This is a genomic window from Opitutaceae bacterium (assembly GCA_041395105.1).
Classification (GTDB): domain Bacteria; phylum Verrucomicrobiota; class Verrucomicrobiia; order Opitutales; family Opitutaceae; genus B12-G4.
The window spans coordinates 1,100,245-1,123,820 of sequence record JAWLBB010000001.1 but is presented as its reverse complement, the minus strand read 5'-3'; the positions used below and the strand labels follow the sequence as shown (position 1 = coordinate 1,123,820).

The 23,576-nt window shown below is 59.5% G+C and carries 18 protein-coding genes and 1 tRNA gene; 4 read left to right on the top strand and 15 right to left on the bottom strand.

Annotated elements, in window-relative coordinates:
* The first annotated feature begins 709 nt into the window (after window positions 1-709).
* Window positions 710-2,257: a hypothetical protein gene (locus tag R3F07_04405; GenBank protein ID MEZ5275604.1), complete on the top strand. Its 1,548-nt coding sequence runs from the start codon at window positions 710-712 to the stop codon at window positions 2,255-2,257.
* Window positions 2,258-2,907: 650 nt separating this feature from the next.
* Here the strand turns inward: R3F07_04405 and R3F07_04400 are convergent.
* The 4 genes from R3F07_04400 to R3F07_04385 form a co-directional block, all read right to left on the bottom strand.
* Window positions 2,908-4,599, bottom strand: a complete 1,692-nt coding sequence (locus R3F07_04400; protein ID MEZ5275603.1) for a hypothetical protein — start codon at window positions 4,597-4,599, stop codon at window positions 2,908-2,910.
* A 153-nt stretch (window positions 4,600-4,752) separates the two neighbouring features.
* Entirely contained in the window at window positions 4,753-5,436 is a 684-nt protein-coding gene (locus R3F07_04395; GenBank protein MEZ5275602.1) for a PEP-CTERM sorting domain-containing protein, read from the bottom strand.
* A 598-nt stretch (window positions 5,437-6,034) separates the two neighbouring features.
* A complete protein-coding gene (locus tag R3F07_04390; protein ID MEZ5275601.1) occupies window positions 6,035-6,715 on the bottom strand; it encodes a PEP-CTERM sorting domain-containing protein in 681 nt (226 codons plus the stop codon).
* A 47-nt stretch (window positions 6,716-6,762) separates the two neighbouring features.
* Window positions 6,763-7,956, bottom strand: a complete 1,194-nt coding sequence (locus R3F07_04385) for an MraY family glycosyltransferase (protein MEZ5275600.1) — start codon at window positions 7,954-7,956, stop codon at window positions 6,763-6,765.
* 639 nt (window positions 7,957-8,595) lie between these two features.
* Between R3F07_04385 and R3F07_04380 the strand changes: the two genes are divergently transcribed.
* Window positions 8,596-8,672 (top strand) — tRNA-Pro (locus R3F07_04380).
* A 218-nt stretch (window positions 8,673-8,890) separates the two neighbouring features.
* Here the strand turns inward: R3F07_04380 and R3F07_04375 are convergent.
* From R3F07_04375 to pyrE, 3 genes are all read right to left on the bottom strand, one after another.
* Window positions 8,891-10,480: a Do family serine endopeptidase gene (locus R3F07_04375; GenBank protein ID MEZ5275599.1), complete on the bottom strand. Its 1,590-nt coding sequence runs from the start codon at window positions 10,478-10,480 to the stop codon at window positions 8,891-8,893.
* Between the two features lie 194 nt (window positions 10,481-10,674).
* Window positions 10,675-11,625, bottom strand: a complete 951-nt coding sequence (locus R3F07_04370) for a ribose-phosphate pyrophosphokinase (GenBank protein MEZ5275598.1) — start codon at window positions 11,623-11,625, stop codon at window positions 10,675-10,677.
* 489 nt (window positions 11,626-12,114) lie between these two features.
* Window positions 12,115-12,684 carry an orotate phosphoribosyltransferase gene (gene pyrE / locus R3F07_04365; protein ID MEZ5275597.1) on the bottom strand — a complete coding sequence of 190 codons (570 nt, stop codon included), beginning with the start codon at window positions 12,682-12,684 and terminating at the stop codon, window positions 12,115-12,117.
* A gap of 80 nt (window positions 12,685-12,764) precedes the next feature.
* Here pyrE and R3F07_04360 point away from each other — a divergent pair, with 80 nt between their 5' ends.
* Both R3F07_04360 and R3F07_04355 read left to right on the top strand, forming a co-directional pair.
* Window positions 12,765-13,616 carry an MBL fold metallo-hydrolase gene (locus R3F07_04360; GenBank protein MEZ5275596.1) on the top strand — a complete coding sequence of 284 codons (852 nt, stop codon included), beginning with the start codon at window positions 12,765-12,767 and terminating at the stop codon, window positions 13,614-13,616.
* A gap of 278 nt (window positions 13,617-13,894) precedes the next feature.
* Window positions 13,895-15,631 (top strand): hypothetical protein, encoded by a 1,737-nt coding sequence (locus R3F07_04355; protein ID MEZ5275595.1) that lies wholly within the window; start codon window positions 13,895-13,897, stop codon window positions 15,629-15,631.
* A gap of 369 nt (window positions 15,632-16,000) precedes the next feature.
* Here R3F07_04355 and R3F07_04350 read toward each other — a convergent pair whose 3' ends face one another.
* From R3F07_04350 to R3F07_04315, 8 genes are all read right to left on the bottom strand, one after another.
* Window positions 16,001-16,621 (bottom strand): OmpH family outer membrane protein, encoded by a 621-nt coding sequence (locus R3F07_04350; GenBank protein ID MEZ5275594.1) that lies wholly within the window; start codon window positions 16,619-16,621, stop codon window positions 16,001-16,003.
* Window positions 16,622-16,641: 20 nt separating this feature from the next.
* On the bottom strand, window positions 16,642-18,999 hold the full coding sequence (gene bamA, locus R3F07_04345; protein MEZ5275593.1) for an outer membrane protein assembly factor BamA: 2,358 nt from the start codon (window positions 18,997-18,999) through the stop codon (window positions 16,642-16,644).
* Window positions 18,980-20,395 carry a replicative DNA helicase gene (gene dnaB / locus R3F07_04340; GenBank protein ID MEZ5275592.1) on the bottom strand — a complete coding sequence of 472 codons (1,416 nt, stop codon included), beginning with the start codon at window positions 20,393-20,395 and terminating at the stop codon, window positions 18,980-18,982. The genes bamA and dnaB overlap by 20 nt, the downstream gene beginning before the upstream one ends.
* Before the next feature lie 201 nt (window positions 20,396-20,596).
* On the bottom strand, window positions 20,597-21,091 hold the full coding sequence (rplI, locus tag R3F07_04335; GenBank protein MEZ5275591.1) for a 50S ribosomal protein L9: 495 nt from the start codon (window positions 21,089-21,091) through the stop codon (window positions 20,597-20,599).
* 126 nt (window positions 21,092-21,217) lie between these two features.
* Window positions 21,218-21,679: a single-stranded DNA-binding protein gene (ssb, locus tag R3F07_04330; protein MEZ5275590.1), complete on the bottom strand. Its 462-nt coding sequence runs from the start codon at window positions 21,677-21,679 to the stop codon at window positions 21,218-21,220.
* 97 nt (window positions 21,680-21,776) lie between these two features.
* The gene (locus R3F07_04325; GenBank protein ID MEZ5275589.1) at window positions 21,777-22,073 is read right to left on the bottom strand and encodes a 30S ribosomal protein S6; all 297 of its coding nucleotides are present in this window, start codon (window positions 22,071-22,073) and stop codon (window positions 21,777-21,779) included.
* Window positions 22,054-22,659 carry an aminoacyl-tRNA hydrolase gene (pth, locus tag R3F07_04320; protein MEZ5275588.1) on the bottom strand — a complete coding sequence of 202 codons (606 nt, stop codon included), beginning with the start codon at window positions 22,657-22,659 and terminating at the stop codon, window positions 22,054-22,056. Before pth ends, R3F07_04325 begins: the two co-directional genes overlap by 20 nt.
* Before the next feature lie 128 nt (window positions 22,660-22,787).
* The gene (locus R3F07_04315) at window positions 22,788-23,447 is read right to left on the bottom strand and encodes a 50S ribosomal protein L25 (GenBank protein MEZ5275587.1); all 660 of its coding nucleotides are present in this window, start codon (window positions 23,445-23,447) and stop codon (window positions 22,788-22,790) included.
* Window positions 23,448-23,576 lie beyond the last annotated feature (129 nt).

Here is a 23,576-nt window from a genome sequence, read left to right as displayed (position 1 = left end):
ACAAGCTTGTTCAGGAGAGCGAGTCCGACCAATGAGTCGATCCACTCCCCTGCCGACCTTCCAAGCCCATTGTCTCGACAAAACTCGACAGGTCCGGGCTTTAGGGTAAATCTTCAACCGATTCTTCCGTTTAACAAACTCCATACCGGCGTGAAAACAGACCGGACGAAAACGCATGAGCCGACAACTCCGACGACTTCTGACAAAATGGCGAAACGCCTGGTCTGATTTCGTGGGTTCCCTCCGTCGGTCCCGGAGGAGGATCACCGATTCAATACGGACGTCCACGAAATCGGCAAAGAGGTCGCTCGAGAATGCTCCAACCAGGATGGGCTCATCGGCTCGTCGGGGTTTTCGGATCATACCCGACTTCCTCTCGGCCATCGGTCGTGGCATCGCCTCCCTACCCCAAGCTGTCCGGGGTGGCGTCAAAGGCGCTTCACGAGTAGGGAAAGGTTTGTCTGATTCCGTTCGAACCTCGGTCAAGGGAGCCCAGGTCCAAGCTCAGGAACAGCCAGCCGAACTCACCCGGGGATTTGCGGGTTTCCTGCGGAAGACCCGGGCCTTTTTTTGGAATCGACCCGTTTGGGCCAGAGCGCTGCTTCTGATTATTGTCGCCGGCTTGGTCAGCGCTCCGTTCACCGCAAAGCCCGCCTACAGACAGCTGCTCACCTGGCGTGCCGTAAAGTTGGCTGAACGTGCAATAGAAATGGCGGCCGAAGGACGCGATCAGGAGGCGTTTGACACCGCCAAAGCCGCCTTCTTGCTCAACCGCACGAACCCGATTGCTGTCGATACCGTCGCCAAGTTGGCCCAAGCTATCGATCATCCGCAGACGCTTGATTACCTTTCCATTGCCCTCTCTCGACCCGAACCAAGCCCGGAGATTATCGCGCTCTATGTCACCGAATCGATTCGCCGGGGCAACCTCGCCCAGGCGCGGCCCTACCTTTCCTGGCTTCAGCAATCCCAAGGAAACAGTGCGTCCACAATCGCCCTGAATATCCGGTATTTCATGGCCGAGGGCCGGCGGGAACAGGCTCTGGACGAGGTCCGGGAAGCCGTCAGCGAGCATCCGGAAGATACCGAGATTCTCAACCTCTACGCATCCCTGGCCCTCAACGGATCATCTCCTGAAACAACCGACGAGGGCCTGGCGTTTCTTCGCGGTCAGTCCAATCGTGATGATATCTACGGCTTGACCGCTCTCCGTATTCTTCTCGCCACCAATCTGATTTCCGCCACTGAACGTGCGGGCTATTCACGCAGCCTTCTTGCTCATCCGCTGGCAGGGCGGGACGACCGCCTAATGGCCTTCTCCAGTCTTCTCGCAAGCAAGGCCGTCGGCTTTCCGGATATCAGAACCGAAATCTTTGCCCTATTCGACCTCACGAAAGACGCGGACCTCAGGGACAGTGCGCGCTGGCTCTTGCTCAATGGTCTCCCCACCGATGCGCTTGCATTGATTCCGGAAGAAAAGGCGAAGACCAACAAGGAATTCTTCCAGATCTACCTGACCGCGATGCTCGAAAGCGGCCGCGGGCAGGAGGTCCTCGATATTCTGGCCTCAGGTGAACCGGTGCCGCTTTCCCCGGTGGAGCGATTGATCTATCAGGCAGGGATCCAGAAGGCGCTCGGCCTCGAAGAGTCCTCGGAGACTGCTGCGGGACTCGCCATCGCGCGAGCTGAAGTCCGCGATTTCGGTTATCTCCAACGATCCATCGAGTATTTCAACAACGACACTCTGATGCTCGATTTCTTTCGACGCGTCAGCCGGGACCCACGATTCGCGTTATTGGGAAAGAGCCGGCTTTTCGCACTCGCTTACGAACTGAAGCGGGACGACATCATTGAATCGTTGGTCAACGAACTCCAGTTGAGAGACTTGCGACCCTACCCCCAGCCTCAGAATACCCTCGCCTATGTGAAGCTTCTGCGGGGCGACGATATCGACGAAGCCCGGAGAATCGCTGAAAACCTAGTCGCGCGTTTTCCCTCCATCATCGATTACCGCGTCACTCTCGCCCTTGCCTATCTCCAATCCAACGACGCGGGCGCAGCGCGCGGTGTCCTGGACCCCGCCCTGGCCCAGAGGGAAGGATTCCGCGACGGCTGGAAGGTTGTTGTCGTCGCACTCCTCAAGGCCCAGGGACTTTCTGGCGAAGCCGGTGAACTGGCGGGGTCGATCGACAGGGCCGCTCTGACCACCCCCGAGATCGATTACCTAAACGGGCTTGGTATCTCGCCGCCGAACTGAACTTCGGGGCCGCGGAGCAGTGTCTCGCATTTCTACTGACACAAAGGCGACAGTTGGACGGTTGACAGTCGACTGCGGACAGTATCGTTGGAGCTGATCGCGACTTCGCCAGTCGGGACATGATCGCAGAGTGACTGATTTTCTCGGCAGAAATCGAAACCAGGCGAAGACGGAGCCGACGCGGCCTTCTTCAGGGACACACGACAACGGCGGGAAGATGCCGATGGGTGAACCGCGGCAGAGCGCGGTTGCTACAGGAGTTTCCTTCGAGGACGCTCGTCCGTCTTCGCGCGACTACGCCGTAAAGGGCTCAAGCGGGCCCGGCAGGAACCTCCTCAAACATCCACCGAACATGCCCGGCAGCCTCTATCCAGTCCATTCGCGGAAATTCGCGTAGATTAGCGGGCCAAAAAGTCCTCTGAACGCCATTCGATCCCGATCTCTTCGAACCGGGACTTCACAAGATCTCCGACCTCTGACCTCCGACATCTTCCCAAAATCCGACCTCAGTCCTCCGACCTCTTCTTCATCCGCGCTCTCCGAGCCGTTCTGTCCCGGCCCGAGACGCGGCGTCGGGAAGGCCTTCCCTCTTACCACTACACCCCTTAACCGATAACCAGTAACCCCAAAGCGCCCCCTGGCGCTTTGGCTCACCGGATTTTCTCCAACAGCTCCCGCTCGGCCTGAAGAACCTCATCCGGATTCACGCCGACCAGGTAATCCTGAGCCGCGGCAGATCGACCGACTTCCTGGGCGACCAATGCCACGATGATTCGCGAGGGAGCATCCTGCTTCTGCCAGTCGATCGAGTCTGCTTCAAGGACGGACCACGCTCTTTGGGCATCACCACTCTTCAGGAGTGCGAGGGCAAGCGTCGTCCGGAAACCCGCGATCTCCGGATTCGATTCGACGAGGGATTCACTGACCCTCCGGGCCTCATCCACATTCCGATCCAACAGCAGATCGAGGTAAGCAAGATTGTTTCGCTGGGACGCATCATCCGGGTAGCGTGCGACAATCTGTTCCGCAATCTGTCGGGGAACCTCAAGATCAGGCTGATTCAGACTGGCCAGGAAATACTGCTGCCAGAACGCCGGCGTTTCCCGGTCTCCGAGTCCGATTTCAACTGCCGATTCGTAGCATTTCAGACCGCGATCCACATGCTGCTGGGCCAAGGCATATTGGGCCAGGCTCAACAGGATATCCGGCCGATTGTTCTCCTTCGCCAGACGGAAGACCTTCTGCCACAGTTCCTCGAGCGCCAGCGGATCGTCTCCAGAGGTGCCCAGATAAATCTGTATCGATGCCTTTTCAAGTTCAGTGAGGAATTCAGTGTCATTCCGGACCACCTCGGACACCTCCTGATACCGTCCCAATCGCATCAGAGCTGAGATCCGGGCATCGAAATAGACGCGATTCCCACTGGTGTCCTCCGGAATTCGCTCAAGGGCCATTTCCGGTTCGCCCACCGCGATGAGCCAACGCACGAGAAGCGCAGGCTGATCATCGCCCTCGAAGAGAGATACGGCTTTAGCGACGTATCCGGCCCGACCCGCGGGGTCTGAGAGAATCAGATTCTGTATGGCCATCAGTTTCTCCGAAAGACCGGAGAGCGGATGATTGAGCAGACGGTCTGCCAGCGCACGCCGCTCATCGTCGTAGACATTGAGATTTTCCGAGGAGAGAAGAGCCATCAATGCCTCAATACCCACCTGTTTCTCCGACAGGGAGGCATCGACCAGGGCATCCTTGCCCTGCAGACGGCGGACAGGATCTGTCGACTGAGTCAACAACAGGCCCCGCAACAGCTTTGCCTTGGCCATGGTGGGCTCGATGCTGAGGGCATCCTCCACCTTCACCAGCGCCAGATCACCATTCCCATCGAGTGCCGCCTGGCGGGCCTCAAGCAGAACCACTTCGGCATCCGTCGGACGCTCTGCTTTCAGGCCATCCAGAATCAATCGCGCACCTTCCGCGTCCCCGACTGCCTGGGACAACTCCGCGAAACGGACCCGATCTCCGAATTCGGCACGACCGGTATCCATCAGACGATGGGACAATTGGATTGCCTCCGCCTTATCGCGTCCGGAATTGATCTCGATCAGGACACGAAGAGCCCGGGTGTTCTCTTCCCGCGCCTGCAATGCAGCCCACGCCTTGGTCGCGGCCGCCTCACTCGATCCGGCAGCCAGCAATGTTTCCGCCTCACCCGCCCAACGGCTCGAGAGCCAGCCCGGAAGTATGGAAACTGCGAGAAGCAGGATTGCGACGATGACCGCAACGACGACGACCCAGCGACGCTTGGGTTTTTCCTGAGGAGAGACGAGTGCCTGAGTTGCCATACCTGGTGCGTGACTGCGTGGGACTATTCGAGGTTGCTCCGATTTCGCCCGGATGCCAGTCTATAATCGGAAGCGGCCACCAGTTCTAGAGATGAAAAAGGGGCCCCGAAACCGGGACCCCTTTGAGAGGTCAACATGAATCGACGGATCGACTCAGTTTCTGGCCTTGCGACGATTGCGCCAGGTGACGAATCCGAGAAAACCAACCGCAATAAAAGAAATAATCGTGGCAGGCTCCGGAACCGCACTGATGGTGCCGAGAACGATGAAATCGTTGAAATCGCTGTCCCGGTTGGGCACACCGACTTTGATATCTTCGAGCAACCAGAGCAGGTGCGTCTTGTTCGAGGTGCCACCGACAAAGGTCCAGACATTGTCGTTCATCGATGAGGAGACGATCCCGGCAGCCCCACCCGGGCTCATACCACCCAGATCCGTGGCAAAGCCCAGCTCCTGGGTATCGCTCGATTCCGAGGTGATCTTCTTGCTCTCATTGAGGTTGAGGTTGGTCAGCAAGGTCGGGCCAAAGGTCGGACCGGCCGTAACCACCCCGAACTCATTTTCGAAGGAGGCACTTTTGTAAATGCTCTCAACCAGAACCGTTGTTCCAGCTACAATCGTGACCGGACCATCGTCGATGGTATTGTTCTTGACGAGCCATCCCGCGCTTGTCGCCAGCGAGCCGGAACTGACGGCCAGGGCCCAATCGGTCTTGTTCAGGGCCCGAAGTTCGGTCGCCAGATCAGAGGCGCCGACATTCGAGACGGTTAAGGCTCCCGTTGCCTGGGAAACAACCCCAATAAACGTCGCCGAAGTAAGACAGAGAAACTTTTTCATAGTGTTGTTTCGGACCGGTGGAAACATTCCCCGGTCGAACGACAACAGAGTACCAGATTTCCGAATTGCCAGATATAGGACACCCGCACGATGCCGAGATCAGGGAAACCCTCATTGAAATTTCCCTGCCAACCTCTTCCGGGAAATCTCGAGTCTGAAACCCGGCACACGGAGCACGCCGGCTCAACGCCTTCAGCCATCCATGACTCCATTGAACCATGGAAAACCCGGGCGGGGCCATGAGCCCGGAGGAGTGTCTGGCCCCACGGTGATTGCGCACACGGACAATACCAAGGATCGCCTTACTCGCATTCATTGACCTTCGTGGCCGTCATGGATGACCCAATCCACTAGTGGACCGACGCTGATCAACTGATGGGTATCAGGTATCCACGAGAGTGTGTAGGAGAGGCTTTACGCCTCGATCCAGAGCCGGTCTAGACAAGAATCGAGGCGTAAGCCTCTCCTGCCCAACCAGTCAGATCATGCGTGTCCGACCACTAGACCGCTTCAAACATCGAAACATCGGGCAGACCAAAAAAAAGGGGCCCCGATGAAGGGACCCCTTTCGAGTTTTCTGACTGTCGAACAAGCTCGATCAGGCCTTGGCCTTGCGACGATTGCGCCAGGTGACGAATCCGAGGAAACCGACTGCGATCAGAGAAATGATCGTGGAAGGCTCCGGAACCGCACTGATGGTGCCGAGAACAATGAAGTCATTGAAGTCATCGTCGCGACCGACCACACCTTCCTGGAAATCCTCGAGGAGCCAGAGCAGGTGGGTTTTGCTGGTCTTCGCATTGACGAAGGTCCAAACATTGTTGTTCATAGACGACGTCACCACCCCAGCGGACTTTGCCGGGTTGAGTCCGCCGACATCAGCTGCAAAACCGAGCTCCTGAACATCGAGCGAATCCGAAGTGATCTTCTTGCTCTCGTTCAGATTGAGGTTGGTCAGCAGAGTTGCGGCAAGTGCATTCCCCACAACCACGCCAAAATCGTTCTGGAAATTGGCCTGCTTGTAGATGCTCTCAATCACGACAGTCGTTCCCGCAGCGATCGGGACCGGTCCATCATCAACCGTATTGTCTTGGATGAACATGCCGGAACCGGTGTTGAGCATGCCGGACAATGTCGCAGCTGCCCAATCGTTCTTGTTCAGTCCACGAAGTTCGGTCGCCAGATCAGAGGCGCCAACATTCGTGACGGTCAAAGCAGCCGTTGCCTGGGAAACGAGCCCAATCAACGCTGCCGAAGTTATTACTAGTAGTTTTTTCATGGTGTCCTTGTTTTGTTTTTTCCCCTCGTTGTTAACGAAGAAAGTGGTTAGGTGTGTTCCTTTGTCGCCAGATGAACCGCCCGGGCTTGGGAGACTTCCGGGATCCGGAAGCGCTCAAACCCTGAAAGCACTGTGACAAAAGAACGAAAGAGAAGACGCCGCGGCTGGAAGTAGCCGAGCTTGGAAAGCATGACGCCGACCACGATCAGGGCGACGGTCACACTGGCCATGGCGACGAGGAACTGGCCGGTGGCCAGGGCAACCGCGGTCACACCGAAGACCATGGTGATCCCGTAGAGCGCGAAGACCGTGTCGCGGTGGCAGAGTCCGAACATCAGGGAAATCCGGTGATGGATATGATCCTTGTCCGCCATGAAGGGCGAAGTGCCTTTCATGATCCGACGGACAAAGGCCATCGTGGTGTCGAGAAGAGGAAGGCCCAGCGCGGCCACCGGGATCAGGAAGCCATAGACCGTCGCCGCCTTGGTCGTGACCGGCAGCGCGTAAGTAGCCAGGATGAAGCCGATGAACAGGCTTCCGGAATCGCCCATGAAGATCTTGGCCGGGTGGAAATTGTAGACCAGGAAGCCGATCAGGGCTCCCAGGAAGGCTGCTTCAAAAGCAAACCCGACTTGCCCACCCGCCAAGGCCATGGCGGCAGTCAGACTGCCGACCACCATGAAAGCGACCCCGGTTGCCAGTCCGTCCATCCCGTCAATCAAGTTGACGGCGTTAACAACACCAAGGATCCAAACGAAAGTGAGGGGAATCAGAACCAGATCCGGCTCGATCCCGAGCTGATTCAACGTATAGGAGCCGACCGAGAAACGGTAGCCGCCCAGAATGACCACCACCGCCATGAGCGACTGGCCGACCAGTTTCTCCCAGGGCTTCAAACCCATCAGGTCGTCGACCAATCCGTATGCGCACATGATGAGGGCACCCGTGATGACCGCCGGGTGCGGGAAACGCACAAACTCCGCAATTGAGGGCATGAACTGCGCCATCACCCAGAGGCATCCGAGACCGATGCTGAAACCACCGAAGATGGCCACACCGCCCAGGCGGGGCGTCGGAGTCTTGTGAACCTTGCGTCCACCCCCAGCATCAACCAGATTGCGGCGGATCGCGAAATCCTTGACCAACTTCGTCAGGAAAACGACCGACGCAAAACTGACCGCCCCGCCCCCAAGGACGAAAACGGACAGCAAGAGCTTCTGGATTGAGTTAAGTTCCCCCACGATTTGACAGTTGGTTGACGACTACGGAAAGGAGTCTTCCCGTTGTTCGATGTAACAATAGCAGATGGATGCAGGATTTCCTAGAGGGAGCCGCACTAACCGCCTCTAAGGGAATCCCCTAATACCCAGCGAGATACCGTACTTTTGCGGACTCCAGACACCGGAAATGAACAGCTTCGATTTCGTTACTATCTGACTTCCATTGGAATACGAAAGTTCAGAACATAGCCTAATCACAACGACCACCTCGCCTTCAATCCCCTAATGAACAACGGGATCTGAGAGAAACCGCCCATCTCCGATGCCGTTTCCCCGGGGGCGAATCCAATTCGAATCCGTTCGGACAGATCCACCCTATCCGACTTCCTCGAACGAAGCCCCTAACACCCCTGCCCGTCCCTCACCCTGATCCGCAGCCCGAATCGGAAATCCCGCCCTTCGTGAACAGCACCTTCCGCTCCCCCAATTCCTATCCCTCTTCCGCCCTCCGCCCCTGGACTTCCGAGTTGCGGTTTCCCTCCCCAGAACGCCCGCTCAGCCATTCCTGATCGAATTGTGTTGCCTTGACTCTTTCGAAGCCCTCAATTGCCCGCTTTCCCGCATCCGGAATGCTTCTCGACGAATCCGGATGCATGGCTTCGGGGTGTAGCTTAGCCTGGTAGAGCGCTACGTTCGGGACGTAGAGGTCGCAGGTTCGAATCCTGTCACCCCGACCATTGCAGTGACAGGATGAGAACCTGACTGCAGGTTCGACGGAAGAGGCTGTCTTTAGAGTGCTGAAGCGTGGCGCAGAGATTGATTTGGGTCGTTGGGCAAGGCGGGAACGAGGTGCCCGGGCCCGCAGGCCCTGGTCCTCGTTCCCTTGTCATCTCCCATCTCCCATCTTCGCCGCAAAGCGGCTTTTCTGACCTCTCTCCGACTAACCGACTTCCCCCTACTCCTTGGGAATGGTGATCGTGACGTAGCGATAAACCCCGCGGAAGCTGACATAGAGGAGATTGCGCCCCTCGACCAGGGCTTCCCGGGCATCGTCCAAGCTCTTCACCGCTTTGCGGTTGATCTGCTCGATCACCGTCCCGACCGGAAAGGACTCCGCATAACGGGATCCCGGCTCGATCGCCGCGACGATCAATCCGTCAACCTCATCCGGGATCTGGAACTGGCCCCGGGTCTCATCATCCACAGGAAGCAGGCGCACTCCGGGAATGACGTCCTGGTTCCTGGACGGGCCGGCCGCTACCGTTTCCTCGTCGAGCTTGCCCAGGACCACCCTGGCCTCACGTTTTTCGCCGCTGCGCATGTAGCCGACGGTCACCGTCGAACCCGGTTGAGACTGCGATATCAGGAGTCGCAACTCCGCCGTCGACCCGACGGATTTCCCGTTGACGCTGATCAGGACATCGCCCCGCTCAAGGCCCGCTTCATCGGCCGGACTGTCCTCACTCACCTGGACAACCAGCGCCCCGCGGGTGTCGCCCAATCCGAATTCGGAGGCCAGTTCGGAATCCATATCCTGAATACTCACCCCGAGAAAACCCCGGGAAACCGTCCCGGTCTCGATCAGGCTCTGCATGATGCTGGACGCCAGGTTGACCGGGATGGCAAAGCCGATGCCGATATTGCCGCGCGAGGTGGAGATGATCGCCGTGTTGATCCCGACAACCCGCCCGAGCGCATCGACCAGAGCACCGCCCGAATTCCCCGGATTGATCGAGGCGTCCGTCTGGATGAAATTCTCATAGCCTCCATCGAGGAGCTGAAGATTGGACCGGCCGGTCGCCGAGACAATCCCCATGGTCACGGTCTGCCCGACACCGAGGGGGTTGCCGACGGCAAAGACCACGTCGCCGACCCGGAGCGCATCACTGTCCGCCAGGGTCACATGAGGCAGGTCCGTGGCCTCCACCTTGAGAACGGCTACGTCCGTGCGGGGATCCGTCCCGATGACCTCCGCCACGAGTTCGCGCCCATCACCCAGGCCGACCTTCACTTCGTCGGCCTCTTCCACCACATGATTGTTCGTCAGAATATACCCGTCGGCCGAGATGACCACGCCCGAACCGAGGCCCCGCTGGATCCTCTCCTGCTGCTGGTCGAAGCCCGGCCCGAAGAACCGGCGGAACATGGGATCATCGAAAGGGAATCCCCGTCCTCCCCCCGAATTCACGGTCTTGGTCGAATAGACGCTGACCACTGCCGGCCGGACCGCCTCCAGACCGTCGGCGTAGCTCGTCACCACCGTTGACTTTCCATGCTCGATCGGAGTCCGGTCGACCAGGACGACCGCCGAACGCTCGCCCTTGCCGGCTTTGATTACCTTCTCGACGTCCACCGAGCCGGTATCCAGCAGGGTCTTCTCCGAAGAGGCGCCCCCGATGGCCGGACCCACGTCGGAAACTCCGGCGCCGGCGCTGCCGGAGGTCGAAGTCATGGCACTTCCGCCCTCCTTCGCACCGAGAAATACGTTTAGCCCGTAGAAGCCGAGCATGACGGATACAAAAACAAACAGTATCTTGATCTTCATTGAGGTCGATTTCGACATGGTGAGGAAGGAGGATGTTCCACGATTGTCCCGGGTGGGTTTCCTCCCAAAAAGCCGGTGTTGATGATTCGAGTCCAAGACAAGCTATCCGAACCATCGCCCGGTGCAAGCTCGCTCGGCGGCGGTGGACGTTGGACAGAGGACAGAGGCTCGTTGTCCCGAGCGGTAACAGCCGCCTAGAACCCCTTCACCATGAAGAGGCTGGTCACACTCTCATTGCAGTTGATCCGGATGATCGCCTCGCCCAGAAGCTCCGCAACGGTGAGGACCTTGACCTGCATGCCCCGTGTATCAACGGGGATCGTGTTGGTCGTGATCAGCTCGTCAATCAGGCCCGTCTTCAGCTTTTCGTAGCCGGCCTCGGTCAGATTCGCGTGGGTGACCGCCGCCTTTACGCTGACCGCGCCATGATCCCGAAGCAACTTGGCCGCGGCACAGAGGGTGCCCGCCGTCTCCGTGATGTCGTCGACAATCAGAACGTCGCATCCGTCGACTTCGCCCACGAGATTGATCGCTTCCACCGTGGTGGAGTCGACCCGCCGCTTCGCCACGAAGCCCAGGCCCGCCTTCAGGAGACCGGCATAGGCCGCGGCCATCTTCACGCCGCCGACGTCCGGAGACACCACGACCAAGGGGTTGGTCCGCGACGACTTGTCCAGATAATTGTAAAAGACCGGCGACGCATAGAGGTGATCGACCGGAATATCGAAGAACCCCTGAATCTGTCCCGTGTGCAGGTCCATGGTCAGGACACGGTTGGCACCCGCGGCAACCAACAGATTCGCCACCAGCTTGGCCGTGATCGGCACCCGCGGCTGGTCTTTGCGATCCTGCCGTCCGTAACCGTAGAAGGGCAGAACTGCCGTGATCCGCTTGGCCGAAGCGCGCCGGGCCGCGTCAATCATGATGAGCAGTTCCATCAGGTGGTGGTTCGACGGGGGACTGGTCGATTGAATGATGAAGACATCCTGCCCCCGGATGTTCTCATTGATCTTCACAAACGACTCGCCATCCGGGAAAACCTTCACGGTGGCGTCGCCCAGTGGTCGCCCGACAAACTGGCAGATCTCCTCGGCCAGCGCTCGATTTGAGTTCCCGGCAAACACTCTGAAATTCGCTTCGCCCATGTTAATCTCGGACTATTGGAGTTTCCGGTCGGGACCGAAAGCTTTTTCACCCGGATTTTTCGTTCGACCCGGAAATCCGGAAAATCACAGATTCGGAGACATGGCGCGAGCGCCGGCCTTACAATCCATCTGATCATTCCGTAGGGCCGGACCTTGGTCCGTGCCTTCCCCTGGAAACTCGGAGGCATGGCGCGAGCGCCAGCCCTACATGGGATCCTCAGGATCCCTCAGCTACGCTTCCCGAACCATCGCAATGGGCCGGGACTGGTCGAAGGATGGCCCAGCGGTCCGTCCCTACCTCCATCCAACTCCCCGAAGAATCCGTCCACCATCCTCGTCTCCTCTTCGTTACCTTCGTTCCTTCGCAGTTCAATCCTCTACCCCCTCTCCCTTTCTTCCGTGTTCCGGTCTCCAGCCGAACTGGATCCGGTCTTGTCGCGAAACGCTCGGAACTTCCTGTCCTCTTTCCGCCCTCAACCCTACCGTCCCTCAGCTTCCGGGCTTTTCCACGGGTATTGCCGCGAGCTCCGGAGGCAACTGATCCGCCGGCCAGGTGGGAAAACTCAATTCGAGCAGCGAGACGACCGGACAATCGAGATTGCGTTCACCACCACTCCGATCGACCAGCATGGCGACTCCCACGCCTACCGCCGGGGACGCCGCGATGATATCGAGGCATTCGCGCACCCGGCCCCCTCGGGTGACCACATCCTCCACGACGAGGATGCGCTCCCCGGGCCGCAGCGTGAACCCCCGGCGCAGGACAAGACGGTCGTCGACCTTCTCAGCGAAAAGATACCTTGATCCGGTCTGACGGGCCACCTCCTGGCCGAGAACGAGTCCTCCCATGGCCGGAGCCAGAACCGTGTCGAACGCCAGACCCGCCAGCTTGCCTATCAGCATCTCGGCCAACCGGGTGATCGCGCCCATGTCTTCGCCGACCCTGGCACATTGAAAGAAATGGCCGCTGTGGAGTCCGGATCGGAGCACAAAATGGCCGCGGAGCAGGGCTCCTGTCCGGGTAAAGATCTCAAGAACCTCGTTGTCGGTCGATTCCATGGGGTGGACTTTGCGGAAACTGCGGTGAAAACAGAATCCTTTTTTGCATCCTGGGCCTGACACGTGTAACTAAGATCCAGATGACTCAGGATCCACCATTCGAGGACGAGTTGGGCGATGTCCTGGAAAAGGCGCTCAGGCTCCGCGATCTGACCGAAGACGATCTGGCGGAAGCGACCGGTATTGAAGTCGGCCGGATCAAGGATGCCCTCGACTACCGTTACGATCTGACCGCCGGCGAGCTGGCCGGTCTGGCCAAGGTTCTCGGTCTGAACGAAATCGGCCTCCAGGCGCTGGCCGAAGGACGCTACCCCCTGCCTTCCCCGACGTGTCTGCCCTACTGCCTGCATGTCATTTCCATGCCCTACGGCGTCGGCGTAGTGAACGCCTACGTGGTCTGCCGCTGCGGGGCCGATCACGGATTGCTTTTCGATTCCGGGGTCTCCCCGCGGGCCATGGACCGTGCCTGGCCGCCCTCCCTGGAATCGATCACCGCCCTTTTCATCACCCATTGGGATTCCGACCATGCGGGCGCTTCGCGCGACATCCGGCGCCGCCATCCCGGAGTACGCGTCTTTGCCCCCGAACCTGGCCCGATCGGTGCCCAGGTGGTGCGCGAAGGGGAAGTTCTGGAAATCGATGGATTCTCCGTCCGGGTCTTTTCGACCGCCGGCCATTGCCGTTTCCACAACAGTTACCTGGTGTCGTCCATGACCTGCCGGGCCGGCCCCCTCCTCATCGCAGGCGATACCTTTTTCGCGGGATCGGTGGCGGCCGGCCTTTTCGACCGCCGGCTACTCCTCGGTGAAGTGCGCCGCCTCTGGCGCGATCTGCCCGGAGACGCGGTCGTGGCTCCCGGCCATGGTCCGCTGACCTCGATCGCCGCCGAGCGTGAGTTCAATCCATTCGCTTCGGAAGACGGAGAGCGCTAGCCGAAGTCGGATTCCACTCCCTCTCCGCGAGATAGCAAAGATCGAGGGGCCACCCCTGCCATAGAGCATCCCGAGAGCTGATCCGCTTAGTGCTCTCTCGCGTCTCAGACCTTCTGTTCCCTTGCGTTGCCTTCTGTGTTCAATCCCCGCAGGAATCACCCCGGTCCTCCCCTCCGGTGCCTGCATCAGAAAACCAACCTGGACCCATCCCCGAACGATTGTGCGGCCAGCCGGCTTGCAGCCTCTTCCCTCCGGCTTCATCCAGGTCCACACACCCCATGATCTCCATCCGATCGCTTTCGCTGTGCCTTCTGGGTCTGGTGACTTCCCTGCTGCAGGCATCCAGCCAGCCTTCCGTCCCACAGATGCCCCCGGTCCCGCCGCCGGCCTCGGCCTATATCCAGTCCATCGTGGTGGATCCCGCCCGGACTGAAATCCTCTACGCCGCCAGTCAGGGTGCCGGCCTGTTTCGTTCTTCCAACCGTGGCGATTCCTGGGAATCAATCACACCCGGTTCGGACTTGAGGAAGTTCAACGCCATCGCGATCGATCCCGCCAACCCGTCCCGGATACTCACCGGCGGAGAAGACACCGGGCTGTGGGTCTCCCGGGACCGCGGTGACCATTGGGAAGACATCGGCCTGCCCGCTGCGACCGTGCTCGATATCGCGATCGCTCCCGACGACCCCCTCCGGATCTACGTGCTCGCACCAGACGGCGTCTATCGGACGGAGAATGCCACCACCGGATCCTGGGAACACGTCTTTGACTACCCGGATTTCCTTTCCGCGAACCGCCAGGAAGGCTGGCCCGCCGAACCGTGGGAATTGACCCGCTTCCAGGGCATCGCCATTGATCCCCACCACCCCGGTATTGTCACAATCGGTGCACGCTGGGAAGGCGGCTACCATCGAAGCGAGGATGCAGGGGAGACCTGGAGCCATGAAACGATCTCGCCCATTTTCCGCCGCGTCGACCGGATGCATTTCGACCCGATCCACCCGGACATCCTCTACGCGGCCACCCACCATCAAGGGCTCTTCGGTTCCTACAACCAGGGCCGGAGTTGGGTCTCGCTCAGCCGCGGCCTCGAGCCGCAGAAGCGCACCCCGCACTACGGAGCTGTTCTGATCAGCGGCCTGGCTTTCGATCCGAACCAGGACGGGACCCTCTACGCCGGCAGCGACTACTCCAACTGGAAAACAACGGACGGCGGACAAACCTGGAAGGAACTCGGCATCACCCTCACCTGCGAATTCGCGCGGAGTTTCGCGGTGACCCCGGGGGAGCCGTCGATCGTCTACGCCGGGACCAATGTCGGCATCTACCGCTCCAGAGATGCCGGCGCCGCCTGGGAATCCTGCAACCGAGGACTTCCGGTCCGCGAAATCCTCGCCACCTGCCGGGGCCGGGTCGGTGATGAACTCTTCGAATTCGCCGCCGTGCGCGGCCGGCCCGGGGTCTTCCGCCGCTCCCTGACCCACGAATCCGACTGGGTATCCATTTCTTGGATACTCTACGAGGAGGCCCGATCCATCCGGTTCGAGCCCGGGAGCGAAGCCCTTGTCATTGAAACCGGAAACGGAGAGCGCCGAAGCCGCGATGGAGGCCTCCGCTGGAATGTCCCGTCCGTCGACTTCGCCCCAACCGAATCCGCACCGGCTTCGGGTGGGCCGGTCGAGGCTCCGACCAACGGGAAAAACGTCTTCGCGATCCGCATCACCGGCGCGCCCGTGCCTGACGATTCGCTGGTCGATCCCCTCTACCAGCGCCCTCCCTACGTGAGCCTCCAGCTCGTCCATCCGGGCTACCCCGGGGACGGGAGCGCCCCCCTCTGGTCCGGACACTGGGACCGCATTCTCGCCGGGACCCTTGAAATCCCCCCGGAAACGATCCCGACCGACCGACCGATCATCCTTTACGTCGAAGTCCGCGACTTCCAGTGGGGCACCCGGACCGGCTCCGCTGTGCTCGCGACCAGCCCGGAAGCCGTCACTGTCGTCCATGTGAATTGACGACACGGTTCCATCTGCGCAGTCCGCCCCCCCCGCAAAGGCAGGGCTGGACCGCCGGGCCTGCCCCCCGAAGCATCCGGGTGTGCTGCGTGAATTGACGCATCCGGCGCGGACCAAGGTCCGGCCCTACAGGTCCCGGACAGGAAGGAACCCGATTCCTGAATGCGAGGCGCAAGACCATCCGCCAGGCTGATGGCAGGCCTCACCGGGCCGAATCTTCAGACCTTCGACCTTCGACCTTCGGCTCTTTCCTCCCTCCCAGTCTTCGTGCGACTTCGTGGACAACCCAATTCCTCCCACCCACACAAAAAGAAAGCCCCGCCGGACGAATCCGGCGGGGCTGAAACTGTGTCGCTCAATCCGTCGCGGTCAATTCGCGGCCGGAGCAACCGGATCGTCGTCGAGTGAGCCGGGAGGCGCGTCCTTGTTCAGGATCGCCAGAAGCTCAGTCGTCGCATCATAGGAGGCGTCTCCGTAAAGGAGGACCGGGGCTCCGAATACGGAGGGTCCCGAGGAATCAAAAACCAAGGTCGCGCCCTTGGCCTTGGCCATGTCGGCCACCACCTTGGTGATCTCGTCGAACATGAGATCGCGATGGGTCTTCTGGCGCTGAGCCAACGCCCGCTGGGTGTTCTGGCCAAACTGGGTGACCTCGGCCTGCTTGGCCTGGATCTCCTCAAGCTTCTTCTGGGAATCCTCGCCCGCCTTGCGGCGGGCCTCTTCGGTCAGAGCCGTATTCTTCGACTGCTCAACCATCTCCTGATAGGACTCCACCAACTGATTGCCCTCCTGGTTGAGCGCTTCGATCTGCTCCTGCGCCTTTTCCTGGGCGTCACGAAGCTTCTTGTTGGCTTCCTTGGTCTTGTAGTAGCCGTCGTAGGCGTCAGCCAAATTGACGGTCATCACGGTAACCGCCGCTTGAGCCTGGCTCGCCAGGACACCTAATCCGACCGCCATTGCGACGGCCCATGCATTTCTGATTCTGATCATAATATTCTATAGTCTGAGTTTTAGAACCGGGTACCAAATGAGAAATTGAACTGCGCCCCCTGGTTGTTGAAGCGATCCGTGGTCAGGGGGATACCATAGTCGAGCCGCAAGGGGGAACCCATCACAAAAAAGCGGATACCCACACCCCAGTTGTCATTGTATCCCGAGGGATCCCAGTCGTAGGCCCCCCGGTTGACGAATCCGACATCGTAGAAGAGCGCGAACCGCAATGGATCGACGATGTCCGCGGAGTACTCGATACTGCCAAAGGCGTAGGTCTTGCCGCCAATCGGCTCCCCAAACAGGTCCTTCGGTCCGACGTCGCGGAACTCGAATCCGCGCATGGTCGTGGGTCCGCCAAGGAAATAGCGGTCATAAAACGGAACCGTCGGGCTGTCGTCGTATTGCTGGACCACGCCCGTTCTCCCGAGGATTTCGATGACCTGTTTCTGGAACTTGAAGATCGGCAGATACTTGGCCACCCGGCCTTCCAGCCGGTAGTAGTCGATATCCCCGCCAAAAGGACCACCCGCCAACTCCGTGATGAATTCCAGTCGGCTGCCCCGGGTCGCCGTGACCAGGCTGTCCCGGGTGTCCCGCAGGAAGGTCAATCCCACCTTGGAAACCAGGGTATCTCCCGCCAGGGCCTGAATCGGTGGGGATGCGCCCGGGCTGATGTTGAAGATATCGACGATTTCGTAGCGGTAGGAAATCCTTCCCTCGACCAGGCCGAAGACCCGGCGGCGGAAATAGACCTCAAAACCGAACCGCAGCTCGTCATAGATCGAACTGGTGAAGTCAGTCTGGGTCCGGTAGATCTGGAAACCGAAGGCCAGCTGCTGTTCGAAAAGCCACGGTTCTTCAAAAGCCACGATGAATTCGCTGGACTGCGACCCCAGCTGGGCCCGCAGCCGCATCTTCTGCCCGTCGCCCTGGAAGAAGGACCGGCGGTTGAAGATGTCGAAATTGCCCTGGGTCAGCTCGACGAAAACAACCGCCCGCTCGAGCGAGCTGAAACCCGCTCCGAAGGTCAGGTTGCCCGTCCGCCCTTCCTTGACCGAAATCTTCAGGTTCTTGCGTTGCGGGATGTTCGTGCTTTCCGGGACCACGTCGACAGATTCGAAGAACTGCGTGTTCTCCAAGCGCATCTGGCTCGTCTTCATCCGGATCTTGTCGAAAACCATGCCCGGGGCCAGGGCGAGCTCGCGCAGGATCACGATGCTCTTGGTCTTGGTGTTGCCCTCGATATTGATCGACTCGACGTAGTACTTCTCACTCTCCGTCACCTCGAACTCGATGTCGATGTCACCGGTCTGGATATTGGGATTGCGGACCAGGCGGACCCGCGTCTCCAGGTACCCGAACTGGCCGTAGAAATCGGTGATCAGCTCAATCTCCTCGTCAAGGGCCGTCGGTTTGAAGATATCTCCGCTCCTGGTCTTGACGATGCGCCGGAGCAGATCGGCCGGGTAGGTTGTGTTGCCGGTGAACTTGACATCACCAATCCGGTATTGCCGACCTTCGGAGACCTTGATGTTGATGACCATCTTGTCCCGGCTCGGATAGGTGAAAGACACGTTGGCCTGCGAGATCTCGACATCGAGGAAACCCTGCTCCCGGTAATAGTCGCGAAGCTTGTCGAGATCGTCCTCAAAGGTTTCGTCGTTGAACTTCCCCTTGCCGGTCAACCAGGAGAAGAACCACCACTTCTTCGTATCCATCGCCTTGCGCAGCGAACCGCCTTTCACGTTGGCGTTGCCGGTGAACTGGATGTCCTTGATCTTGATCTTCCCACCTTCCTCGATCTTGAAAATGACCGTACCGAAACCTGTGGCGGGATTGCGCTCGATCACGTAGTCGACCTTGGCCTGCGAGTAACCGCTCTTCTGGTAATAATCGAAGATCTTCTCGGCATCCTCCTTGATCCGCCGCTCATCAATCGAATAGTTCGGCTGGGTCGTGATCTCCTTGGTCAGGCGCTTGTCCTTGATCTTCTTGTTGCCGTCGAATCGCACCGCCGAAACCCGGTATTTGGGACGAACCTCCACGATCAGGTCCACCTGGGTGGCGCCGACCGGCACCCGCTTGACCTCGATGAACTCGAACAGACCCGTCCGGTAGAGTGATCGAATATCCCGGTCGATCGTCGTGTCGCTGTAGTCCATCCCGGGCCGCATCGACATATTGGCCCGGACCACCTCTTCCGAGATATTGGCCACCCCGGTGAATTTCACGTCGATCTTCCGGATCGTCACCGTTTCAGGCTCCGGCACCTGCCCGACGAGCATCGTGGGCAGCAGCAGGCCGGCAAGAACGGCGAAAAGCAGCGCCACGCCGCTTGCCGCAGGGCGCAAGCCGCTACTCAGTAAAGTTTTCAAATCGGGTGATCTCTCGAAGGAAGGTTAGTCGGATATCCCCTACCGGCCCGTTTCGCTGCTTGGCAACAATTAAATCGGCTCGGTCGGTGGCCACGGAAAAGTCGTCTTTCGCGTCTCTGGGTCGAGCCAGCAGCAAAACCACGTCGGCGTCCTGTTCGATCGAACCGGATTCGCGGAGGTCAGAGAGACGCGGCTGGCGCTTTTCCTTTTCAGATTCACGATTGAGCTGGCTAAGGACAATGACCGGGACGCCAAGTTCCTTCGCCATGGCTTTAAGTCCCCGAGATATCTCCGCGATCTGCTGTTCGCGCTGCACCCGGTTGTCCAATCCCGAGACCAGCTGGAGGTAATCGATGATCACCAGGCCGAGGTTCTGACGGGCATGGAGCCGCCGGGCCTTGGCCCGCAATTCCACAATTGTCAGGTGACCCGAATCATCGATCCAGAGCGGAGCCTGCTTGATTTCAAGAGCCGAGGCCGCCAATCGCTCCATCTCCTCGCGATTGAGGAAGGATTCCCTCATCCGTACGGCGCTGACCCGGGCCCGGCTGCAGAGCAGACGCATGGCCAGTTGCTCCGCACTCATTTCCAGGCTGAAAATCAGGGTCGGGGTCGGTTTGTCCCGCTCCCGGCGCGGCAGGACGGCCGCCTCCGCCATGTTCAGGGCGAGGCTGGTCTTGCCCATCGAGGGCCGGGCCGCCAGGACAATCATTTCCTGGGGATGAAAACCGAAAGTCAATTTGTCCAGGTCGGTGAAGCCGGAAGTGATGCCGCTCAACTCCCCTTTCCGCTCGATCAGCTTGTGGATGATCTTGACCGCTTCCCCCACCGAATCGCTGATCGGTTGGGCCGATTCCGCGATGCGGTCTTCACTGATCCGGAAAATCTCCTGTTCGATTTCCTCGATGAAGGTCTCGAGACCTTCATGGGCAAAGTTGAAACACTTCTCCACCGTCTGGGTGGCCGTCCGGATCAACCGCCGAAGCAGGTACTTTTCCCGGACAATGTCGATGAAATGAACCGCATGCGCGGTCGTCTCGATCCGATTGGAAACCTCCGAGACAAAGGCCGGGCCACCGATTTCCTCGAGATGTCCACGGCTGCTCAGATCCTCGCAGACCAGAATGATGTCGACCGTCGATTTCTTCTCATAAACCGACCAGATGGATTCGAAGATCAAACGATGGGCGGGATTGTGAAACGCCTCGGCCGTCATTTTCTGTTCCTGACACCTGGCGACGACATCGGCGCCGTCAATCAGACAACAGGCCAGAAGTCCGGCCTCCGCCTCATCACTGTGCGGCAGGACACGGCCGGCCACCGGCAGGGGCGCAGGGGATTCGCGCCGCCGTTCGCCATTGCCACGGGCCGTCCGGCTTTCACCCGCTCTCACCATGGTCGCTTCCGGTAGTCGATCGCAACCCGTCCGCCCGGGAAACCATTCCGTCCCGCAGCCTGAACATGACAGCGGCCCGGGCCCGGATCGATTTCGTCCGATCCACACCGATCTCCCCGGGCGATCAAACAGGACAGCCCTGGAAAATCCATTCGCGTTGTCTCCCGATCGTCAATGAACCGAGTGCAGGGCAGCCCGCCCTCAGTCTTCCGAATCGGACTCCGTCGCAGCTTCGACGATCGGGTTTTCCGATACCACGTCGAAGGAAAGCTCGACCGAGACCTCGGGGTGAAGCTTCACCGTGGTGGTGTGCTTGCCGAGTTCCTTGATCGGGGTATAAAGATGCACCTTCTTCTTTTCGATTTCAATTCCGGCCTCGATCACCTTTGCGAGAATGTCCGCTGCGGTGACCGCGCCGAACATGCGCCCGCCTTCGCCGGTCTTCACCGCGATCGCGATGTGCAGGGCCTCGAGCCTGCCCGCCAGAGCCCGGGCTCCTTCGAGTTCACGCTGTTCGCGCAGTTCACGAGCCCGCTTCAAGGCCTCGACCTGCTTGCGGTTCGACTTCGTCACCGGAACCGCAAACTTGCGCGGAAGGAGAAAGTTGCGCGCATAACCGGCCTTGACCTTGACCTCGTCGCCTTCGTTGCCGAGCCCGTCAACGGGCTTAACCAAGAGAATATCTGAAGTTGCCATAAGAATTTGTTATCTGGTTTTACACCTGCCTTTTTCGGGAGAACCTCTTTCCGGCACCCGATTCACGTCCTTCTTTCCTGTTCCTGCCTCCAACCTGCCTCGTTCACTTCCGCCCGTTGAATCCGCTCAAAACGGGACATCGTCGTCCATCTCGTCATCCGCGGGCGGAGGCACCGGAGCCTGAGTCGGAGCCGATCGGGCCGGAGGGCTGTGCCGCTCGAAACCCTGCGACTCCCCTTCCCCACCACTATCGCCGCCACCACGCCCGAGGAACTGAACGTTGTCGACCACCACCCGGAGCTTGCTGCGCTTCTCACCGGTCTTCGACTCCCACGAATCAAACCGGAGGCGGCCCTCAAACATTGCCGGGCTCCCCTTCGATAGGTACTTCGAAATCAATTCGCCCTGCTTGCCCCAGGCCTCAAGATCCACGTAGGTCGTCTCCTCGTGCGTCGCTCCGGAGTCATCCCGATACGAGCGATTCACCGCGAGACCCAATGAACAGACCGCGGTTCCTTTCGGCGTCACTCTCAACTCCGGATCCCGGGTCAGATTTCCGATCAGAAAGACTTTGTTCAAATAGGCCATTGGCAGTGAGGTTGAAGGTGGAGAGGACTCGGATTGACCGGGAAAGGCGACTTCATCCCGTTTCGCGGGGCTGTGTCGACCGGCCCGTCAAACCCGTTCAGAGTTCCTGGACCAAAAGGCGGTAGGCGACCTTGTTGAGCCGGAATCGCTCCTGGAGAACGGCATTCGAGTTCGCCGGTCCCTTGAAGTCGATCTGCACGTAATGACCGGTCGGGCGTTTCACGTCGGTCACCCGCACGAAATCCCGCTGGCCCAGGTTGTTGACCTGACCCACTTCCCCGTTGGCGGCTGCAATCTCGCCCTTGAGGGACTCAATAATCGCCTCGGGTGCGTCTTCGGTCTCGCGGAGATCGAGGATGAAAGTGGCTCTGTAGTTATTTGTTTTCGAACTCATCGGTCTGTTTTGTCCTGCGGTTCAGGTGATTCATGGTGACGGCCGCCCCCCTGTCAACGAGCAGGTTCAGACCATCGAGGATTTGAGGAAGGATCGACTCAATCTGTCGCGCTTCTTCCTCGGAAAAACGGCCAAGGACGAAATCCTTCATGTCGATTTCGGCCGGCTGCTTCGGGCCGATGCCCACTCGAAGACGAGTGAACCCCGGTCCCAGATGCCGGAGTAGGCTGGCTACCCCGTTGTGTCCCCCCGCGCTGCCCGTAACCGAGAGTTTGATCTGACCCAGGTCGAGATTCAACTCATCGTAAATCACCGCGATGCGTTCCGTCGGCACTCCGTAGTACCGCCCGACCGCTCCGAGGGCCCGCCCACTCTCATTCATGAAAGTCAACGGCTTGACCCCGATGATCGTGCCGGCGTTCGGATGCCGGATCCGGCAGATCATGGCGTCGAACCTGGCGGAACGCTCCCACTTTGCCCGGTATCGGGCGGCGTAGGCATCCACGGCCACGAACCCGACATTATGCCGGGACTTTTCATATTCAGCTCCGGGATTGCCGAGACCGGCAATAAGCCCAGGGGACATTCTCAAAGAACAATTGGGGTCGGAGACCCCGGTTAAGCAATCGATTGGTGATGGAAAGGCCGGCCCGGGGACCCGCCTGAAGTGAGATCAGCCGACCCGGCCACGACTCGAACGACCCTCCAGCCGGCTCAGGCCTTGGCTGGAGCCGCTCCAGCCGGTTCCGCCCCGGCCGCCGCAGGTTCGGCACCTTCAACAGCCACTGCCGCAACCGGAACCGCGACCTCCTCGGCCACCGCCTTGCCGCACGACACGACCGGTTGGGTTGGATCATCGAGAAACTCGACGCCGTCGATCGGCTTCAAATCGCTGATGTGGATGGTGTCGTCGACATGCATGTCCGTGACGTCGACCACGACGAATTCGGGCAAATTGGCCGGCAGGCAGCGGATCAGGACATCGTGTGCAACCAGTTCGATGACGCCACCCTCATTCTTGACCCCGAACGCGGTGCCGGTGGTATGAACGGTGACACTCACATCCATCGTCTCACTCGCATCCACCTCATGGAGATCAAGATGAAGAATCTGATCGGTGATCGGGTCGCGCTGAACCTCGGAAATGACCGAGAGACGGGGTTTGCCGCCCTCTTCCTCAATCTCGAGCACGGCCGCAGAACTGCCGATATCCTTGAGCAGCTTGGCCAGGAGCCTCTGATTGACCGCAAGGGCTTGGGGGGCATTGTGCTTGCCGTAGATAACGGCAGGAACCTCACCGCCGGCCCGAATCCTTCGGGAGTGACCCCGGCCAATACCTTTGCGGGCCCGAACTGTCAGTTTCTGTTGCTTCATCGAGAGGATGGGAAAGTGCTTGTTTGGAGAAAAAGAGAGCGGATCGTAGGTCCCAATGGGCGGAAATCAATCAAAAGTTTGCCAAATCTGCACCGGAGCACCACCCGGAACCTCGATTCCGCCCCCAAA